The sequence below is a fragment of the Shewanella aestuarii genome, assembly GCF_014647215.1.
Lineage (GTDB): Bacteria > Pseudomonadota > Gammaproteobacteria > Enterobacterales > Shewanellaceae > Shewanella > Shewanella aestuarii.
The window spans coordinates 48,912-66,964 of record NZ_BMOT01000004.1 but is presented as its reverse complement, the minus strand read 5'-3'; the positions used below and the strand labels follow the sequence as shown (position 1 = coordinate 66,964).

Here is an 18,053-nt window from a genome sequence, read left to right as displayed (position 1 = left end):
AATCAATTCCATTAGTTGATAGTGCAATTAAAGGATTATTGAATAAAAACGGGTACGATTACCAGTATCTATAATCCAAATTAATGTGGTTTTGTCAGCTTTTACTTCAATTTTAGTGTTTTGCGCGTTACCTAAGCTAATGTCATATTGCCCTTGGTCAAGGTACTGCCTCGCAATTTGTGCTTGTTTAGGTAAAGTTAACCAGCTTCTGCGATCAGCTTGTTCGGTTACCACGTTAAAAATTTGCATCGCTATAGCGCCTGCATCAATTTGATCATTGCGACGCTTACTGTCGCTTCTTACACTTTGTGCCATTTCTGCTTTAGCATAAACCCGTAATGCCTGTCTTACCAAGGCGGCGGGTAAATCTTCTTTCAAGGCGTTAATGGCAAGCGCATCAATGTTGGCAATAGGAGCGGCTTCTAATACCGTTCCAAGCCCTTGAATCGAAGTTGGAGCAACTTGTCGACCTGAAGCCTGATAGGTTGCTAATGAAATCGTTTGCCAGTTGCCATCAATAGTAAAGGGGACGGTGAGACTTTGTTTTTCAGGAACAAAGCCGCGTTCAATTAGCATGACAATTTGTCCTTGCCCTGCTTTTGCTAATGTAGCATCACCCCAGCGACGTTTAAATTCATCATATTGTGGCATGGCCAGTTGTTTTGCAAGTCGGACTAAATCTTGTTGTAAAAATGGATTGTCAGGAGATATTTGTGCCGCTTTGCGATAGTCAATAAAAGCGTCATTGGGCTCACCTAGTAATTCATAGAGTAACCCTGTGGTGTAATAACTGTAAGCATTTAAAAACGAGCTAGTGACAGTTCCTGCAGCTTTTCCCAGTTTATCGATTTCGGCATTAATGGTGCCATTTGCCATGGATTGTACGGATTTTTGGGATTTTTGATAGCGAGCCTGTTCGCTGGCTTGTAATTCATTGCTGCGTCTGACTTCAACCATTGCCCCCTGTGCATCGTTGGCAAATAAATAGTTAAGCGCTTGATATTGGTGCAGCATGATCCGCTCATAGCCTGGACCACGATAGGGGATTGCATTGTCATTGAGTAGTAAGCTGCTGGCTTTTGCGCCCATATCTGAAACGCTAACCTTTGCTTGAACATCAAACGCTTTGTAGGCAGAAATAGCTTGTTGGTAGTAGGTTTTACTTTGATCAAATTGACCATTGACTTGTGCAATTCGTCCCGACTCTTGTGCGTAAAGTAGGCCGTCATTTGAGCTAATTTCTTTGACGATTTCTTCAAGATTAACCGTGGGGCTAGGGCTATTCAATTGTTGTTTGTAGGGGGCGATTTGGGATGGGTAATTAATAAAGATACTGTTAAATGCACAGCCTGATAAGGTCAAACACATCAATATAATGATTATGGTTGAACGAGGGATCAAGTCAGTACACAGTTTCATTCATTATCACCTTGGGTCACTTACTAATGGAATGCTTTAACACCGCAGTTAATTAACTGTCTCAGGTTGTTGTTCAGACATCTTACTGCGCTCAAGTAAGGTTATCCCCTGAATATGGTCATACTCATGCTGAAAAATACGCGCAATAAAACCAACGAGTGTATCAGAGATTAAATTACCATTTAGATCATGGTATTGCACCTTTATCTGTGCATGTCGCCATATTTTTATCCGTTGACCTGGGATAGATAAACAACCCTCTTCAGCGAGTTCCATATGCGTTGAGGCTTCAATAATGTGTGGATTGACCACAACGATAGGACTCATGTTCGGAGCATCTGGATATCTTGGATTAGGTCTGGATGCCATAATGAACATGGCCACAGAGCTAAATACCTGCGGCGCCGCAATACCTACCCCATTTGCCGCAATCATGGTGGTAAGCATATCGCTTGCAAGTGATTGGATGGAATGATCAAATTCAGTAACAGCTTGTGCCTGTCGATCTAATATTTTTTCGCCTACGGTGGCAATGGGTAATACCGCTGAGTTTGACATGATCATTTCCTAATGAAACACCTAAATATGGATGGGTTTTAATAATGTGGGGGTGGCGTTTCATCCGCTTGACTGGCCATGTTACTTGGCTCTATGGCTTGTAATCTACTGACCATTAACATGATCTGGTGTTGCTGACGCGCAACAAGATCGTTGAGTTTGATCACTTCTTGATTCAATTCTTCTAAGGTAATTTCTTGAAATGACATTTTAGTTTCTAAGTCATCAATTTTGGCTAACAGCTGTTCCATCAAAACCTCGTAAATAACATTTATAATTGCCAAGTTTCTAACAAACCTTGGCTGCTCACACTGCTTACCGTTTGGGGTGTGGCTTGGGTAACCGAGTATACTACAGCACCTCGATTTTGGCTGTTTTTAGTCACTTGCACTTGCCATCTTTGCATTTGGTTACCAGAACTGACTTGCCATAAAAACATTTCTTTTGATGGCGTTCCTGTGAGTACTTGCGTATTTTGATTGACAAATCTGGCGGTTGAAAAGTTCATTTGACGTCTTTTTATGGCTAACTTACTGACGAATTCACTTGTTGATGACTGCCATATTGCTGCATTACCCGTTATATCTGAGGCAAAACTTAATTTGCCATCGCCACTCAGGGCAACTCTGGTAATGCGAGAGCTAAGCTGCCATTGCTGTAGTGGTTGTCCGGTTTGAGTTTGCCATAATCTAATTTGTCCATCATTACCGCCACTGAGCGCGACTGAACCATCATTAGAAATGGCCACGCTATTGACTTTTTCCTGGTGACCTAGGAATTGAATTAAGCCTTGGTTTTCAGGCTGAAGTGACATAACCGACCCATCAGCTAATCCCACCAATGTATGCCCATTATTAGCCACAGCAACACTTTGAGCGTAAGACGGTAATGTCCACCAGCCAACAGAATGTCCGGTAGCAAGCTCCCAAAGAGCGAGAGAATCACTCGAAAGGGTAGCCGCAAAGGCATTATTATTGGAAATTGCAGTATCAAATACATTACTGTCGTTTGTTGCGCCATGTACCCAGTGATACTTGATGCTGCTTTCGGGTAATGACCATAGCTGGACCCCATTATTGGCGGTGCTAATAAGCGCATATTGGCCATCTTCAGATAAGGTGGCGCTATAAGTTGCGTCAGTGGTTAATACCAAAGTTTGATCAGCATTAGGGTGACAAGCACTGAGCAGGATTGAGCAAAAAATAGTCAGTAAAACGCGATACATGAACTTGCTCCTTAAAAAGTTGTCCATAAGGACTCAACCCAATGGTATATCAGAAATAGTTAGTATAAAGTGGCCTACTAACATTAGCCTAATTGTCTAAATACGGACAGTCATGTGCTTATTGTAACCACTTAAGGATGCTGAGGAAGCTTTAATGAAATCAATTTATAAATTATCGTTAGTTGCATTGGCCGTTGTTGGTCTTTCTGCATGTAATCAAGAAGAAGCTGTTGCGAAAAAAGTTGAGCTAACAACTGAAGCGCAAAAAGAAGCTTATAGTGTTGGTGCATCTATCGGTAAATACATGTCTGGTCATATCAAAGAACAAGAAGAATTAGGATTTGCTGTTGACCGTTCATTGATTATTCAAGGGTTCAGTGATGGTTTAGCGGATAAAACTGATCTGACAGAAGAAGAAATGCAAACCGTACTGCAAGGCTTAGACAAAAAATTAAATGATAAGCGCCTTGAGCAAGCTGAAGCATTGGCAGCTAAAGCGGTTGAAGAAGGTCAAAAATTCTTAAATGATAACAAAGCAAAAGAAGGCGTTGTTACCACAGAATCTGGCTTACAGTATGAAGTATTAACGGCTGGCGAAGGTGATAAACCTGCTGCAGAAGATACTGTAGAAGTTCACTACCGTGGTACCTTAACAGATGGCACTGAGTTTGATAGCTCTTATGCTCGTGGCGAACCCGCTAAGTTCCCATTAAATCGTGTTATTCCAGGTTGGACTGAAGGCGTTCAGTTAATGAGTGTTGGGGCTAAATACAAGTTTGTGATCCCTGCTGAATTAGCATATGGCGATCGCGATACTGGTACTATTCCTGCTAACTCAACCTTAGTATTTGAAGTTGAATTATTGTCTATTGAAAAAGCCGTTGCTGCTGAAGCTCCTGCTCAATAATTAGCTTTGCTAGTATTAAAAAAGGGCGCAGATAGCGCCCTTTTTTATAACTTAAAATGGAATAATTAAATCCACTTTAAACGATAGAACACATACATTTGCAAACCGATTAAAGTCAGTAATCCTGCGCAAAAAGCGGCGAATGCCCAATCGGTTTCAGCGCCTGGTATACCACCAATATTGACGCCTAATAAGCCGGTCAAAAAACCCAGTGGTAAAAAGACTGCTGAAATAAGCGATAAAAAATATAATCTTTGGTTAAGCTGTTCTGCTTGTCTGGATTGAAGTTCTTCTTGGGTAACACTTGCTCTATCGCGAATAGCGTCGAGATCTTCAATTACTCTGATCAGATTCTCTTGTGTCTCCCTTAATTTAATCTTGTCATTGTGATCCAATAAAAGGCTATTTTCATGCAAAATTTTCCCTAAAGCTTCACGCTGTGGAGCGAGGTATCGTCTTAGTACCACAGTTTGACGGCGTAATTCAGCAATATCCATACGAAGAGATTTATTGGTATCCGTTACTACCCGCTCTTCTAGTTCATCCATTAGTTCTTCAAGTTTGTTGATATAACCGACTTGACGCTGTGTGAGATGCTCTGCCACAGATAAAATAAACCCTGCGCTGTCAAAAGGACCTTTAGACGCTTTAATACTTTCAGCCACTTCGACAATAGATTGTAATTGGCGCTCACAGGTCGAAATAATGCGGTGTTCTTCAATATATATACGAATTGACACCATGTCTTCAGGGTCTGAATTGGGGTTTAAATTAACCCCACGTAAAGTTAACAGTATGCCATTATTTGAGTGAACGACCCGGGGGCGAGTATCTGATGCTAATAGGGTATCGCGCTCGGCAACTTCCAACTTCTGTTTTGAAATCCAATGACGCGCATCTGTGGATTTATATTTCAAATGCACCCAAAGTAAACCGTCTTCAGGCTTCCAATCGGCCAGCTGCTCTTCGGTTAAGGCTTGACCTGCATTGGGGCCAGTTAGGAGCAAACAATAAATAAATCCTTTGTGCATTGAATATCCTTTGTTAGTAAATTTAAGCAATTAATTGTTATTAATATTGATACTTTACGATATATCTACGCATTACCCCAATAGTTATCGTGTTTTCATCTGCAGCAAAATGCCATTTATGGTTTAAAATAAGATGAAACGGGCTTGAGCGCTATTCTCAATTAGATAAGAGTAGAAAATGGAATACGAATTTCGACGTAATCGTCTTGATGGCACTGTGTTTGCCAATTTTACAATGGATCATGAGGTATTTGGGCGTTGGTTTGCTGAAGAGTTAGGAGCAGATGTCAGCCGAACTCAGCAGATAGTTGCCAGTATTTCACAATTGATATCAGGAGCCGCTAATCATTGGCGTGATATAGGTACCGATTTGACCATAGATGCTGACTCGGAGCAGGTGCGAATTTTTGTTAATGCGATAGATTTTGATGAAGAACATGACTTCGAAGACGGCATGGGATTATATGATGCTGAATCTGAAGGCTACTGCGGACTTGAAGATTTTGATAAAGCCTTGAAAAGCTGGTTGGTTTTTATTCAAGAATAATGTCATTACGCGCACACCTGAGTGATATCTTCGCGCTTAAAACACATCTTTATTGAAATGAGCGAAGTATTCACAACATCAAGTGTCACAAGAAAAGCAATCACGGTGCCCACACGAACATCGTGATCGCTGCTGTAACAAACTTAAAGTAACTTATTCAGCCTATTGATTTAAATACCTAACCGCCATTTCAGTGCGAGATTTAGCATTGGCTTTACGCAGTAAGTTTTTAACATGCACTTTTACCGTGCCCTCACTAATGTGCAAGTGTTCTGAAATCACTCGGTTACTTTTACCTTCAGCTAGCTCTTGTAAAATTTGCAGTTCACGTGGTGTCAGGCTGCCAATCCACTCATTGTCATCGGTAGCATTTTTTAATTCATACATATAGGCTTCGACTTCTTCGCTGATCACGCGATGGCCTAACATGGCTTTTTTAAGTTGTTCAAGTAACAATTCTGGCTCAGTGTCTTTTAGTAGATAGCCATCAGCGCCTGCACGTAATAAACGAATGACATCTTGTTTTGCATCCGATACTGTTAGAATGACTATTCTTGCTGTAACGCCTTCTTGGCGCATGGCATTAAGCGTATCTAAGCCTGACATGCCTTTCATATTGAGATCTAACAGGATGATGTCGGGTTCATTTTCACTTAAGGCGGTTAAGGCATCTAAACCTGTGCCAGCTTCACCAAATAAAGTGAAATCGCCATCGGATGTAATGAGTTGGCAAATACCACGACGAAGTAAGGGGTGATCGTCGACAACGAGTACTGAATATGGCTTACCCATTTAAAGGCTCCTGCTGTGGTGGAAAACTAAGAGTGACTGTTGTGCCGCCATCTTTATTGGCACTAAAAGACAATTGTCCATTTAATTTACTGGCTCGCTCATGCATGATCCCAATACCAAAGTGTTGATCACGTTCTTTTAAGTGCGATACCCCAACACCGTCATCTGAAATAGCGATATTGATTATTCCTAAAGCTGATAGCTGACAATCTATCACGATATGTTTAGCTTTTGCGTGTTTTATTGCATTTAAAGTTGCTTCACGGGTTAATTGTAAAATATGAATATGTTGTTTTGCTTCAAGCAAATGCGCTGACAGTTTGTAATGCAAGCTTAACTGAATATCCGTTTGCGACCTTAATTGTTCAAGCATCACTTCTAATGCGTGATTTAAGTTAGGCTCTTTAATGGTTAAGCGGAATGTGGACAATAATTCCCGCAGTTGAACGTAGGCAAAACTTACCCCGTCATTAATTTCAACAATCTGATTCTCGACTTCTGCATTACGACAATTGTCGGGCAGTTTTTTACGTAACAAACTGACCTGAATTTTTAAAAATGAGAGTAATTGCCCCAGAGAATCATGAAGCTCCCTCGCAATGACTGCACGTTCTTCCATCAAGGCCAGTTGTTGTCTTTGCTCGGTGGCATTATGAATAGTGATCGACCTAGCTAACATCACGGCAAAATTGTTAAATAATGGGCTATTGAGCTGTTCTGATGAGATAACCTCTAAGTAGCCTTTACGGACTTTGTCTAACTGTAAATGGAAGCATACGCTGTTGTTGCTGTCTTCTGGCCAGCCATTACTGGCTTCAATAATATCCTGCGACTGATCTTCATGCTCAATAACTAATCGGAGAAAATTCAAATTTTCATAATTTTGCAGTTGGTTCAAAGCTAATTTAAGCGCTTTATAATCTAATCGGTCTGAATGCAACATGATCAGATTATCGTATAAGAAATTCAGCTCATTATTGGTGCGAGTCAGCGCTAAGGTTTTTTCCGCAACCTGGTTTTCAAGATCTTCATACAAATTGGATAGTTCAGAGGCCGTTTTTTTCAATGCATTACTCAATGCCGTGAGTTCGATATAATCTGTTTTAGGCATATCGACCTTGAAATTACCTTGTGAAATAGTCAGCGCGCTATCCATCAAAAGTTGTAGAGGCTTTACGACTCGCCTGCGTGTAAAAATAACCGCCACGCCTGCAACGATAAGCATTAGGGTCAAACCTATGACCTGGCTTAATACTAAAAGTTTTAGTTTATACGCCGCAAAAAGTTCAATTTCCATTACTAAAATATCTATGGTGTCGACAAAATCCTTTAACGACGCACTGTATTTTTGTGTATTAGCAGCTTCTGCGTAAGCTCTCATAACCTGCCATTTATCTATAACTAACAGATACTGATTTGATAAGGTTTTTGGCGTGTACCACTTTAAGGAGTTTTGCAATACTTGTGAATTAAGTGTGTTTTCAAACTCTTTAATTTTATCTGTGACTATCTGCTTGCCCGAATCGTTTAGCATCAGTAATCGATAGCTTTGCATTCGCAGTGAACCTGATGCGTTAATGGCTCTTGAGTCACCTAAACTAAATGATAAATTCACAATTGCGTACAGCGCTAAACTGGAAGAAAGTAAAATGAGGACTAACATTAGTCCTAGAATTGTAGAGGTAAGACTACCGCGCTTTAACATTTTTGATCCATTTTGTTGATATTTTTTGCGTTATTATTGTGTCATATTTTACTGTTTAAAACAGGCTGAAAGTCTTGTAAACAGAGAGTTCTACATTAGCGGTCACTTTAATACATTAACAAACTTGAAAAAATGTGAGTTACAACACGTTCACATATTGATCTGGCGCATACTTCTATAACTATACCCCTAAAGGGGTATTTTTTATTAGGGTTAAACTAGCTAATTTTGACCTTGGAGATATCGTGGTTATTAATTAAATAAAAAGTAACACGGAGTTAAAGGTGATGAAGATGAACGTAAAAACAACTGCACTAAGTGCTGTTATTGCGGCCAGCTTTATGGTTGCTGGAGCAATGGCAAGCGATAAAACTGAACCCCGCAATGAAGTATACAAAGATAAATATGCTGCGCAATATGAATCTTGGCATGATACTGCTGAAAGCAAAGAAATTGTTGATATGCTTGAAGAAGTGCCAAGCCTAGTTGTGCTATGGGCTGGTTATGGTTTTGCTAAGGACTATAATGCACCTCGTGGCCACATGTATGCAGTGACTGACGTAACCAATACATTACGTACTGGCGCGCCAAAAAATGCAGAAGACGGCCCAATGCCAATGGCATGTTGGAGCTGTAAAAGCCCTGACGTTCCTCGTGTAATCGAAGAACAAGGTGAGAACGGCTATTTTGCTGGCAAGTGGGCTAAAGGCGGCCCAGAGATAGTGAATACTATCGGTTGTGCTGATTGTCATGAAAAAGGCTCTGCAAAATTACGTTTATCTCGTCCATTCGCTGCACGTGCAATGGAAACAATTGGTACGCCATTTGATAAAGCTTCTCGTAAAGACAAGCAGTCAATGGTATGTGGTCAATGTCACGTAGAATACTACTTCGAGAAAACAGCTGAACATCCTGGCTTTGTGAAATTCCCATGGGATATGGGGACCACAGTTGAGCAGATGGAAGTTTACTATGACACTATGGAGTTCTCTGACTGGACTCATGCAGTATCTAAAACACCAATGTTAAAAGCACAGCACCCAGGTTATGAAACTTGGAAACTAGGCGTTCATGGTAAAAACAACGTAACTTGTACTGATTGTCATATGCCTAAAGTGGCTAAAGCAAACGGTAAGGGTAAATTCACCGATCATAAAGTGGGTAACCCATTTGATCGTTTCGAAGAAACCTGTGCGACGTGTCATAACCAAAGCAAAGAGTTCATGGTTGATTTAACTAATGAACGTAAGAAGAAAGTTGCTGAGCTTAAAACCAGCGCTGAAACTCAACTAGTTAAAGCTCACTTTGAAGCGAAAGCTGCTTGGGATGCGGGTGCCACTGAAGCTGAAATGAAGCCTATCCTTATGGATATTCGTCATTCACAATGGCGTTGGGACTATGCAACTGCATCACATGGTGTTGCAGCTCACGCAGCTGATGAAGCATTACGTATTTTAGGTACTGCTGTAGATAAAGCGGCTAATGCCCGTATCAAGCTTGCTCAATTATTAGCAGCCAAAGGCGTTAAGCAACCTATTGCTTACCCAGATACATCTACTAAAGCTAAAGCACAAGCTGCGTTAGGTATGGACATGAAAACAATGAATGCAGAAAAAGATGCGTTCAAAAAGAATGTTGTACCTAAATGGCAAGAAGAAGCTAAAAAGCGCGAAGCGACTTATAAATAAGAAGCTAAGTGTTATTCAGACTAATGTTAAAATGAATCTGAATTAAAAAATCAAAATATTAAGCCCTCATTTGAGGGCTTTTTTTTCGCTTAAATATCCTACGTTCAGTGTCAATATTGATCTCATTGATGTGCCTTTTTGGGTGTTAAATTCCGCACCAAGATCAAGCAAGTTGATTTTTATGCGCACCAGTATGGTGCTTTTTTATCACTAACGTTACTAGGTGTCAGTTATTTTGCATTTAAAAACAATGTCTTAAATAGTTGGCCTGATGATTGAATCTGTTATTTCAACAAATATATAACAAGTTGTCTTTTTATTAATTTTTTGGAGGTCGAGATGAAACTCGTCAGCGCAATCATCAAACCATTTAAACTAGATGATGTCCGTGAAGCCATTGCAGGTATGGGCATTGAAGGTATGACAGTCACTGAGGTGAAAGGTTTTGGTCGTCAAAAAGGGCATACCGAACTATATCGTGGTGCTGAATATCAAGTGGATTTTTTACCAAAAGTAAAATTAGAGATAGCCACTAAAGAAGAAAATTTAGACATGCTAATTGAAGCTATTACAACGGCAGCGCATACCGGCAAAATTGGTGACGGAAAAATTTTTGTTACCGAATTAGAGCAAGCCATTCGTATTCGTACGGGTGAAGTTGATAACGAAGCACTATAAGGGGCGATCATAATGGAAGAATTAGCAAAATTAGGACTAACAGTTAGCGAGTTGCGCTTTGCGTTAGATACCTTCTACTTTTTAATCTCTGGTGCATTAGTTATGTGGATGGCTGCCGGCTTTGCTATGTTAGAAGCGGGTTTAGTGAGATCAAAAAACACCACTGAGATTTTAACAAAAAACGTGTGTTTATATTCCATCGCTTGTGTGATGTATCTGCTAGTAGGTTATAACATCATGTATGTTGATAATGCAGAGGGCGGCATTATTCCATCATTTGCGGCTTTAATCGGTTCACAGGCCGCCGATGCAGATCACGCGCTTGAATCTGATTTCTTCTTCCAAGTGGTATTTGTCGCCACTGCAATGTCGATTGTATCGGGAGCTGTTGCTGAACGCATGAAACTATGGGCTTTCCTTGCTTTCTCAGTGGTAATGACGGCTGTGATATATCCTGTTGAAGGTTACTGGACATGGGGTGGTGGATTTATTTCTGAAGCTGGTTTTGTTGATTTTGCAGGTAGTGGCATTGTGCACATGGCAGGCGCTGCCGCGGCGATTTCTGGGGTACTATTGTTAGGTGCGCGCAAGGGTAAATATGGCGCAAATGGTCAGGTTCATCCGATCCCTGGGTCTAACCTGCCCATGGCAACTTTAGGTATGTTTATTTTATGGATGGGCTGGTTTGGTTTTAACGGTGGTTCACAGTTATTAGTCTCTGATGCAGAAAATGCTTCTGCGGTAGCTAAAATCTTTGTAAACACTAACTCTGCCGCCGCATTTGGTGCCGTAGCTGCATTGATCGTGTGTAAAGTCATTTGGGGCAAAGCGGATTTAACCATGATACTTAACGGTGCATTAGCGGGATTAGTGGCAATCACAGCGGATCCATTATCGCCTTCATTAATGATGGCGGGTGTGATTGGTCTTGTGGCTGGTGGTGTGGTTATTTTCTCTATCATAGGTTTTGACCGGATTAAAATTGATGACCCAGTGGGTGCTATTTCAGTTCATGGTGTCGCAGGCTTTTTAGGTCTGATGTTAGTCCCTTTATCTAATGCTGATGCGAGTTTTGGTGCACAGTTATTTGGTGCTGGGGTTATCTTTGTCTGGGTATTTGGTGCATCTTTGGTTGTGTGGTTTGCATTAAAAGTCACTATGGGCATTCGTGTAACAGAAGAAGAGGAATACAACGGTATGGATGCTTCTGACTGTGGGATTGATGCTTATCCAGAGTTTGTGAGTGTTAAAACCGCAGGCTAGTTATATAAGCGCTATGTTTAAGCAGAGTCCTTTTGGGCTCTGTTTTTTTATGTGTTAGATTAAACCTGATCACACAGCAGGAGGGGTTATGAAGCAATTAACAAAGCGGGCGTGTCTCACTATTGCCTTAAGCGGCTTATTGTTCAGTGGGTTATCTACAGCTGGTCAGGTTGTTGTTAGAAAGTCTTCAGAGTCTTTCGATGCTTTTGCGGTAAGAGATCAGGTACTCAAAGATTATGAGTGGCAAGAAGCACTGAGAATGCAGCAACAAATTCAAATTCTGCAATCATTACCATTAGGATGCTTGCCTATGGCTGTGCCATATCGTTACTTTACTTGTAACGGCTTGGCTTATCGTCCTTATCAATATCAAAACAAAGAGTTATATATTCAAATCGATCAACCTAACGAATATAAACCATCTCGATAGAGAATATCACCTGCTGCTGAATGCCATTTTAAGCGATTTTTTGGCTGAAAAAGCAATGCTTGACTAAACTTACCTTATTCGTATCTCGTTTAAGAGGCTTAGGTTATGTTAAACATTTCTTTTACGCAGTACGTAATGCGTCTTTATTCTGGCCAACAAAGCGATAGGGGATTTATCACTATCCTGCTATTTGTCGCTTTTTTAAGTTTAATGTCTGGCTGCCAATCTACTCCTAAATCTAGCCAAACTATTGCCATAGAACCTTTGTTCCATGATGAGCTATTTACGCCAGTTGATGTCATCACACCTGAACAAATCTATGCCTTGCCCCGAGAATACATTGCTCAAGTTAAACAAGATTATTATCGATACAAAAATATTCGTCATAAAAATATCACTCCTCATGAATGGTTATCTCAATACATTGGCGCGCAAAATGGCGGCTTTGAATATCGAGATCATTTTACCCGTCCAGCCAGTATTACTTCTACCGTGAGACAGGGAAATTGCATGTCATTAGTGGTGTTATCTGCCGCGCTGGCTGAAGCATTTAATATTCCCGTTGAGTTTCAAGATATTGATGTTGAGCCTATTTGGGATAAACGCGGTGGGTTTTACTTAGTTAATGGTCATGTGAATTTATTGCTATCACCAGTACAAGATGCCAATGTAGTTGCATTTAGCGCGCATAAAATATTGGTCGACTTTTTACCAGAACAGGCCGTTCGTGGATACAGTAAAACCATTGTGAATAAACAAACGCTGACCGCAATGTACTATAACAATGTTGCTGCAGAAGCTTTAGTGGAGCAGCAATATGATTTAGCGTATGCATTAATCAAACAAAGCATCAAAAGCGACCCAAGTTTTGTATCAAGTATTAATACCCTTGCTGTGATATATCGCCATAAAGGTGATAATCAAAAAGCAGAACAGGCCTATCGCGCAGCCCTAGCAATGGACAAAGAAGACATGACAACGCTATTCAATCTTGCGCTTATTTTAGGCGAGCAAGATAGATTAGATGAATGGGCTGAAGTGCATAAAATTTTAGAGCTAAGTCGCATCAATAACCCTTTCTATTATTATGACATGGCGCAGCAGGCCTACTTTGAACAGCATTATCAAGAAGCCTTAGTTTGGTACAAGCGTGCACTCGCAAAAGCGGATTATCGACATGAGTTTTATTTTGGATTGTCTCGAACATACTGGGCAACGGGCGAGCACAGATTAGCGCAGAAAAATATGCAAAAAGCATTAGCCTTAACTGCGGATGAAGACAGTAAGCGTCGTTATCAAAGTAAATTGCAAGCAATGAAACGTTGGTAAGAGATGATGAGGAGTAAAGTTTATTGCCAATAATTGGCTGCCAAAATAACCTTGGAAGATCAACAGACCCTAATAAAGCTAAAAATTTTTCACCTAGATAATGATTCGCGTTTTGAAATCCAAACAATAAGTCGTGCAGAAGTTCTGGTATTGCATCAATATTAAGTTTGTTTTGAGTTAAAAAAATTTACTTCTTTGATACGCAATTAAACTTTGAGTTAAAAATAATCCATCGATATTAGAAGGAGTATAAATAAGACTGTCGATTGTTGTTTTTACTCATCGTAATGCGCGGCGATCCGATGCCAAGGTTATTTCACCTAACTGCAGATGACTTATTTCTAATGTCGCATTTCATCACTCATACCTAAGCCCACCTTTCTTATCGCCAAAAAAAACTAAGGTTCAACGCTATTGCTGGTAGTTAAGTTAATTGTTGTTTACTTTTTCAAAATCCGCTTCATTAGCTAATACAAAACTTAAACATGCTAAAACACCGAGAAGTATTGGCTTATTTCTAACGTTAATCTGGTATTGTTTATGCTTCAAATCAAGTGCCCTTAGCAAAGTAATAATAATGTAGCGGCAAAATTTAACTCCTAAGGATCATTCTCTAACTTAAAAAACAACAACGCTAAGACGATTTTGCTGCTGATGTTGCAAATATAGCTTATATGGTGAATGTGGCTAGATAAATAAAGTTATAAATAGTTTATTAATAACAATAAAAAACAATGTCATACGCTGCAAATGTTAAAATATGAATAGTTTGTTGATTTATCAGTGGATAATGGGTAAATTTTAATATCATTTCCATTTGAACCCTGATTGTTTAGGGAAGATAATTGTAAAACGATTGAAATTTAGCCTGTAACGCCGGAGTTGTATTATATGTATTATCAGAATGATGATGTGCGCATCAAAGAAGTTAAAGAGTTACTACCTCCTATTGCGATTCTAGAACGATTTCCGGCATCCGAAAATGCATCCGAAACAGTATTTACGGCACGTAATAACATCCACAATATTTTAGCTAGAAAAGATGACCGCTTATTGGTTGTGATAGGTCCTTGCTCAATTCATGACCCCAAAGCTGCGCTTGAGTATGGACAACGATTAGCGGCTATGCGCGAAAAATATGCGGATCAACTCGAAGTGGTTATGCGAGTCTACTTTGAAAAACCACGTACAACTGTAGGTTGGAAAGGCCTTATTAATGATCCTTACATGGACAATAGTTTCCAACTCAATGATGGTTTACGTACCGCTAGAAAATTGCTCGTCGATTTAAACGATCTTGGCATACCAACCGCTGGGGAGTATTTAGATATGATCACCCCACAATATGTTGCCGATATGATGTGCTGGGGCGCGATTGGTGCTCGAACAACAGAGTCTCAGGTTCATCGAGAGCTAGCATCGGGATTATCATGTCCCGTAGGTTTTAAAAATGGCACTGATGGCACGATTAAAGTGGCTATTGATGCGATTGGTGCTGCAAATGCGCCTCATCACTTTTTGTCTGTGACCAAGTTTGGTCATTCAGCGATTGTGTCGACCATTGGTAATCCTGACTGCCATATTATTCTCCGTGGTGGCAAGAAGCCTAATTACAGTGCTGAAGATGTATCTGTTATTCAGCAACAACTAAAGTCGTCAAACCTTGCCGACAACGTCATGATTGATTTTAGCCATGCAAATAGTGCTAAAGATTATCGACGTCAAATGCATGTGGCTGAAGATGTTGCAGGACAAATATCTGCAGGTAATATGGGGATTTTCGGGGTGATGGTTGAAAGCCACTTAGTTGAGGGACGCCAAGATATTGTTGATGGTAAAGTAGCTTGTTATGGTCAGAGCGTCACTGATGCCTGCATTGGTTGGCAGGATACAGAATCATTATTAGCGACCTTGAGTAATAGTGTTATCAAGCGTAGACAGTCACTTTAATTAACATAAGGCGCCAAGAGCGCCTTATTTTATTTCAAATTTTGAGTGAGATATTCATTGGCTTTTGCCAGTGTGCCAAAGGCTAAGATTAGATTATTTCGCCCTTTATCCTGTAATTCTGGATTGCCAGACTCTATCATCATCCACACCCATGTTTGGATTAACTGCAATGGGGGATACTTTACATTCGTAGTTTCCAAGATAAATCTTCCTAAAAATCATTCAAGATCTAATAACCGTTATAATAACCAATTATCTCACTATGTAATCGACTCAAGCTAAAGAGTAACAAATTCTGGATACAGAAATAACTCTAATTCGCCTAAAAAGACACAATTTCAATGCTATTTTACCAAATAATAGTATACATGGGTCATGCCGCAAGATTTTTTGTAATTCTAAAGTGCTACTTTAAGGTTTGATCAGTGAGATTTTTTAGTCATCAGCTCTCATCGTCGATTTGGCGATTTGTTAACAAAGTTGCTTATCTAAAAGTGGTATTATCGGGTTAAGAAGATCCAAAATTGATTCAGCTAATTCGATTTATTACACATTAATTGGAGTTAAGTATGCGGCCATCCGCCTATTTTGAAGGACCAGTAGGTAAATTAAACTGGCAAGTACTGAGCATGTTATGGCCTTATCTTTTAGAGTTTAAAGGCCGAATTGTTCTCGCGATGGCTTGTTTAGTGGTAGCAAAGTTAGCCAGTGTTGGTTTGCCATTTATTCTCAAAGAGATGGTTGATACTTTAAGTGACAATACTTCTATGGCTACAGCTATTGTTGCGGCGCCGATTGGATTGGTGCTTGCTTATGGAGTCATAAGATTTCTTAACGTAGTCATTGGCGAGATACGGGATACACTTTTTGGGCGAGTGACCGAGCGTGCTATGCGGCGTTTAGGTCTTGCCGTATTTAATCATCTGCATCGTCTTGATTTAGATTTTCATCTCGACCGTCGAACCGGCGGTTTATCCAGAGATATTGAACGTGGCACGAGCGGCGTGAGCTTTTTAATGCGCTTTATGGTTTTTAATATTGTGCCAACCCTCCTAGAAATCACCTTAGTTATAGGCATATTTCTCTTTCAGTATGGTATCAGTTTTGCCCTGATTACTTTGGTGTCTGTGATTGCTTATATTGGTTATTCTGTCATGGCGACAGAGTGGCGTACTGAGTATGTTCGCGAGGCGGCGAGGGCTGACTCATTATCAAATACCCGTGCAATTGACAGCTTGTTAAACTATGAAACCGTTAAATATTTTAATAACGAATCCCATGAGTCTGAACGTTATGATTCAGCATTAAGTGAGTGGGAAGTAGCTAAAAGGAAAAACCGCTTATCGCTTTTTGCTTTAAATGCTGGCCAAGCACTCATTATTGCTATCGCCATGACAGCAATGATGGGGTTAGCCGCTTATGAAGTTTCTCAAAAAACCATGAGTATCGGTGATTTTGTGTTAATTAATGCCTTTATGATGCAGCTGTTTATTCCACTCAATTTTTTAGGGTTTGTTTATCGTGAAATTAGAGGGGCCTTGGCTAACATTGAGCGCATGTTTGATATTTTAGATAAGCAACCTAAAGTCGTTGATATAGATGATGCAATTCAGCAATCACCTGAGTTAGGTACCATCAAATTTGAAAATGTCAGCTTTCAATACGATGAAAGACAAATTTTGCATGACATTAGTTTTGAAGTGCCTTTAGGTAAAAAGGTTGCCGTGGTAGGAGACAGCGGAGCAGGTAAATCGACTTTAATAAAGTTGTTGTTTCGCTTTTATGATGTCAATAAAGGTTGCATATCTATCAATGGCACCGATATTCGTCATTTTACCCAGCAAGCATTACGTCAAGCGATTGCTATTGTTCCACAAGATACCGTGCTATTTAACGATACTTTATATGAGAATATTCGATACGGCAGGCCAAGTGCAACTCAAGCTGAGATAGAGCATGCAGCATCAATGGCGCACTTAAGTGATTTTATCGCTTCATTACCTAAGCAGTGGCAAACCAAAGTGGGTGAAAGGGGCTTGAAATTATCCGGCGGAGAAAAGCAAAGGGTATCCATTGCCAGGGCTATTTTGAAGTCTGCGCCATTTCTGGTATTTGATGAAGCAACATCATCTTTAGATAGTCGTTCTGAACAGGCGATATTAACTGCGTTGAAAGATGCAGCTAAAGGGCATACTAGCCTAGTGGTTGCGCATCGTTTGTCCACCATTATTGATGCTGATATTATCATTGTACTCAGTAAAGGAAGGGTGATTGAGGTCGGCAACCATAATGATTTAATCAATGGCGCAGGGTTATATGCACATCTATGGCATATACAGAATGAACGGGCATATTAACGAATAGAAGCATGTGATTTAGCTAAGGTTAAAAAATTATGTTTGTTTATTGGCTATCAGTATAATTAAGCTTAACTCGGGATATTAATTATATTAAACAGCTATTTGTACCGCTAACAGCGTTGAATTTACTTGCAATAGACCTGCTATTGACGCGTAAATTAATCTTTTTAT

Annotated in this window: 17 protein-coding genes; 9 read left to right on the top strand and 8 right to left on the bottom strand. The window is 40.1% G+C overall.

Going from position 1 to position 18,053, the window contains the following annotated elements; genetic code table 11:
• Positions 1 to 27: 27 nt before the first annotated feature.
• The 4 genes from IEY03_RS07735 to IEY03_RS07720 are packed head-to-tail and all read right to left on the bottom strand — an operon-like array spanning position 28 to position 3,202.
• Positions 28 to 1,419: a COG3014 family protein gene (locus IEY03_RS07735; protein ID WP_188840788.1), complete on the bottom strand. Its 1,392-nt coding sequence runs from the start codon at positions 1,417 to 1,419 to the stop codon at positions 28 to 30.
• A gap of 48 nt (positions 1,420 to 1,467) precedes the next feature.
• Positions 1,468 to 1,977 carry a peptide deformylase gene (gene def / locus IEY03_RS07730; RefSeq protein ID WP_188840787.1) on the bottom strand — a complete coding sequence of 170 codons (510 nt, stop codon included), beginning with the start codon at positions 1,975 to 1,977 and terminating at the stop codon, positions 1,468 to 1,470.
• Between the two features lie 38 nt (positions 1,978 to 2,015).
• Positions 2,016 to 2,228, bottom strand: a complete 213-nt coding sequence (locus IEY03_RS07725) for a SlyX family protein (RefSeq protein WP_188840786.1) — start codon at positions 2,226 to 2,228, stop codon at positions 2,016 to 2,018.
• A 20-nt stretch (positions 2,229 to 2,248) separates the two neighbouring features.
• Positions 2,249 to 3,202 carry a WD40 repeat domain-containing protein gene (locus tag IEY03_RS07720; RefSeq protein ID WP_188840785.1) on the bottom strand — a complete coding sequence of 318 codons (954 nt, stop codon included), beginning with the start codon at positions 3,200 to 3,202 and terminating at the stop codon, positions 2,249 to 2,251.
• Between the two features lie 154 nt (positions 3,203 to 3,356).
• Between IEY03_RS07720 and fkpA the strand changes: the two genes are divergently transcribed.
• On the top strand, positions 3,357 to 4,109 hold the full coding sequence (gene fkpA, locus IEY03_RS07715) for an FKBP-type peptidyl-prolyl cis-trans isomerase (RefSeq protein ID WP_188840784.1): 753 nt from the start codon (positions 3,357 to 3,359) through the stop codon (positions 4,107 to 4,109).
• A 65-nt stretch (positions 4,110 to 4,174) separates the two neighbouring features.
• Here the strand turns inward: fkpA and IEY03_RS07710 are convergent, their stop codons facing one another.
• Complete coding sequence (locus tag IEY03_RS07710; protein ID WP_188840783.1) at positions 4,175 to 5,140, bottom strand: zinc transporter ZntB; 966 nt, start codon at positions 5,138 to 5,140, stop codon at positions 4,175 to 4,177.
• A 178-nt stretch (positions 5,141 to 5,318) separates the two neighbouring features.
• On the opposite strand from IEY03_RS07710, the gene IEY03_RS07705 reads away from it, so the two are divergent.
• Positions 5,319 to 5,687: a YacL family protein gene (locus tag IEY03_RS07705; RefSeq protein WP_188840782.1), complete on the top strand. Its 369-nt coding sequence runs from the start codon at positions 5,319 to 5,321 to the stop codon at positions 5,685 to 5,687.
• A gap of 162 nt (positions 5,688 to 5,849) precedes the next feature.
• Here the strand turns inward: IEY03_RS07705 and IEY03_RS07700 are convergent, their stop codons facing one another.
• Both IEY03_RS07700 and narQ read right to left on the bottom strand, forming a co-directional pair.
• Complete coding sequence (locus tag IEY03_RS07700) at positions 5,850 to 6,479, bottom strand: response regulator (RefSeq protein WP_188840781.1); 630 nt, start codon at positions 6,477 to 6,479, stop codon at positions 5,850 to 5,852.
• A complete protein-coding gene (gene narQ, locus IEY03_RS07695) occupies positions 6,472 to 8,184 on the bottom strand; it encodes a nitrate/nitrite two-component system sensor histidine kinase NarQ (protein ID WP_188840780.1) in 1,713 nt (570 codons plus the stop codon). Before narQ ends, IEY03_RS07700 begins: the two co-directional genes overlap by 8 nt.
• A gap of 287 nt (positions 8,185 to 8,471) precedes the next feature.
• Between narQ and nrfA the strand changes: the two genes are divergently transcribed.
• The 6 genes from nrfA to aroG all read left to right on the top strand — a co-directional run bounded on the left by nrfA (position 8,472) and on the right by aroG (position 15,522).
• On the top strand, positions 8,472 to 9,872 hold the full coding sequence (nrfA, locus tag IEY03_RS07690; protein ID WP_373290845.1) for an ammonia-forming nitrite reductase cytochrome c552 subunit: 1,401 nt from the start codon (positions 8,472 to 8,474) through the stop codon (positions 9,870 to 9,872).
• Positions 9,873 to 10,211: 339 nt separating this feature from the next.
• Complete coding sequence (glnK, locus tag IEY03_RS07685) at positions 10,212 to 10,550, top strand: P-II family nitrogen regulator (protein WP_188840778.1); 339 nt, start codon at positions 10,212 to 10,214, stop codon at positions 10,548 to 10,550.
• A gap of 12 nt (positions 10,551 to 10,562) precedes the next feature.
• Positions 10,563 to 11,813, top strand: a complete 1,251-nt coding sequence (gene amtB / locus IEY03_RS07680) for an ammonium transporter AmtB (RefSeq protein WP_188840777.1) — start codon at positions 10,563 to 10,565, stop codon at positions 11,811 to 11,813.
• An 88-nt stretch (positions 11,814 to 11,901) separates the two neighbouring features.
• Positions 11,902 to 12,243: a hypothetical protein gene (locus tag IEY03_RS07675; RefSeq protein ID WP_188840776.1), complete on the top strand. Its 342-nt coding sequence runs from the start codon at positions 11,902 to 11,904 to the stop codon at positions 12,241 to 12,243.
• A gap of 210 nt (positions 12,244 to 12,453) precedes the next feature.
• The gene (locus IEY03_RS07670) at positions 12,454 to 13,572 is read left to right on the top strand and encodes a tetratricopeptide repeat protein (RefSeq protein ID WP_373290848.1); all 1,119 of its coding nucleotides are present in this window, start codon (positions 12,454 to 12,456) and stop codon (positions 13,570 to 13,572) included.
• A gap of 891 nt (positions 13,573 to 14,463) precedes the next feature.
• Positions 14,464 to 15,522 carry a 3-deoxy-7-phosphoheptulonate synthase AroG gene (aroG, locus tag IEY03_RS07665; protein WP_188840775.1) on the top strand — a complete coding sequence of 353 codons (1,059 nt, stop codon included), beginning with the start codon at positions 14,464 to 14,466 and terminating at the stop codon, positions 15,520 to 15,522.
• Positions 15,523 to 15,551: 29 nt separating this feature from the next.
• On the opposite strand, the gene IEY03_RS07660 is transcribed toward aroG, so the two are convergent.
• Positions 15,552 to 15,722, bottom strand: coding sequence for a hypothetical protein (locus tag IEY03_RS07660; protein ID WP_188840774.1), 171 nt, complete (start codon positions 15,720 to 15,722; stop codon positions 15,552 to 15,554).
• 369 nt (positions 15,723 to 16,091) lie between these two features.
• On the opposite strand from IEY03_RS07660, the gene IEY03_RS07655 reads away from it, so the two are divergent.
• Positions 16,092 to 17,879: an ABCB family ABC transporter ATP-binding protein/permease gene (locus tag IEY03_RS07655; protein ID WP_188840773.1), complete on the top strand. Its 1,788-nt coding sequence runs from the start codon at positions 16,092 to 16,094 to the stop codon at positions 17,877 to 17,879.
• Positions 17,880 to 18,053: the final 174 nt, after the last annotated feature.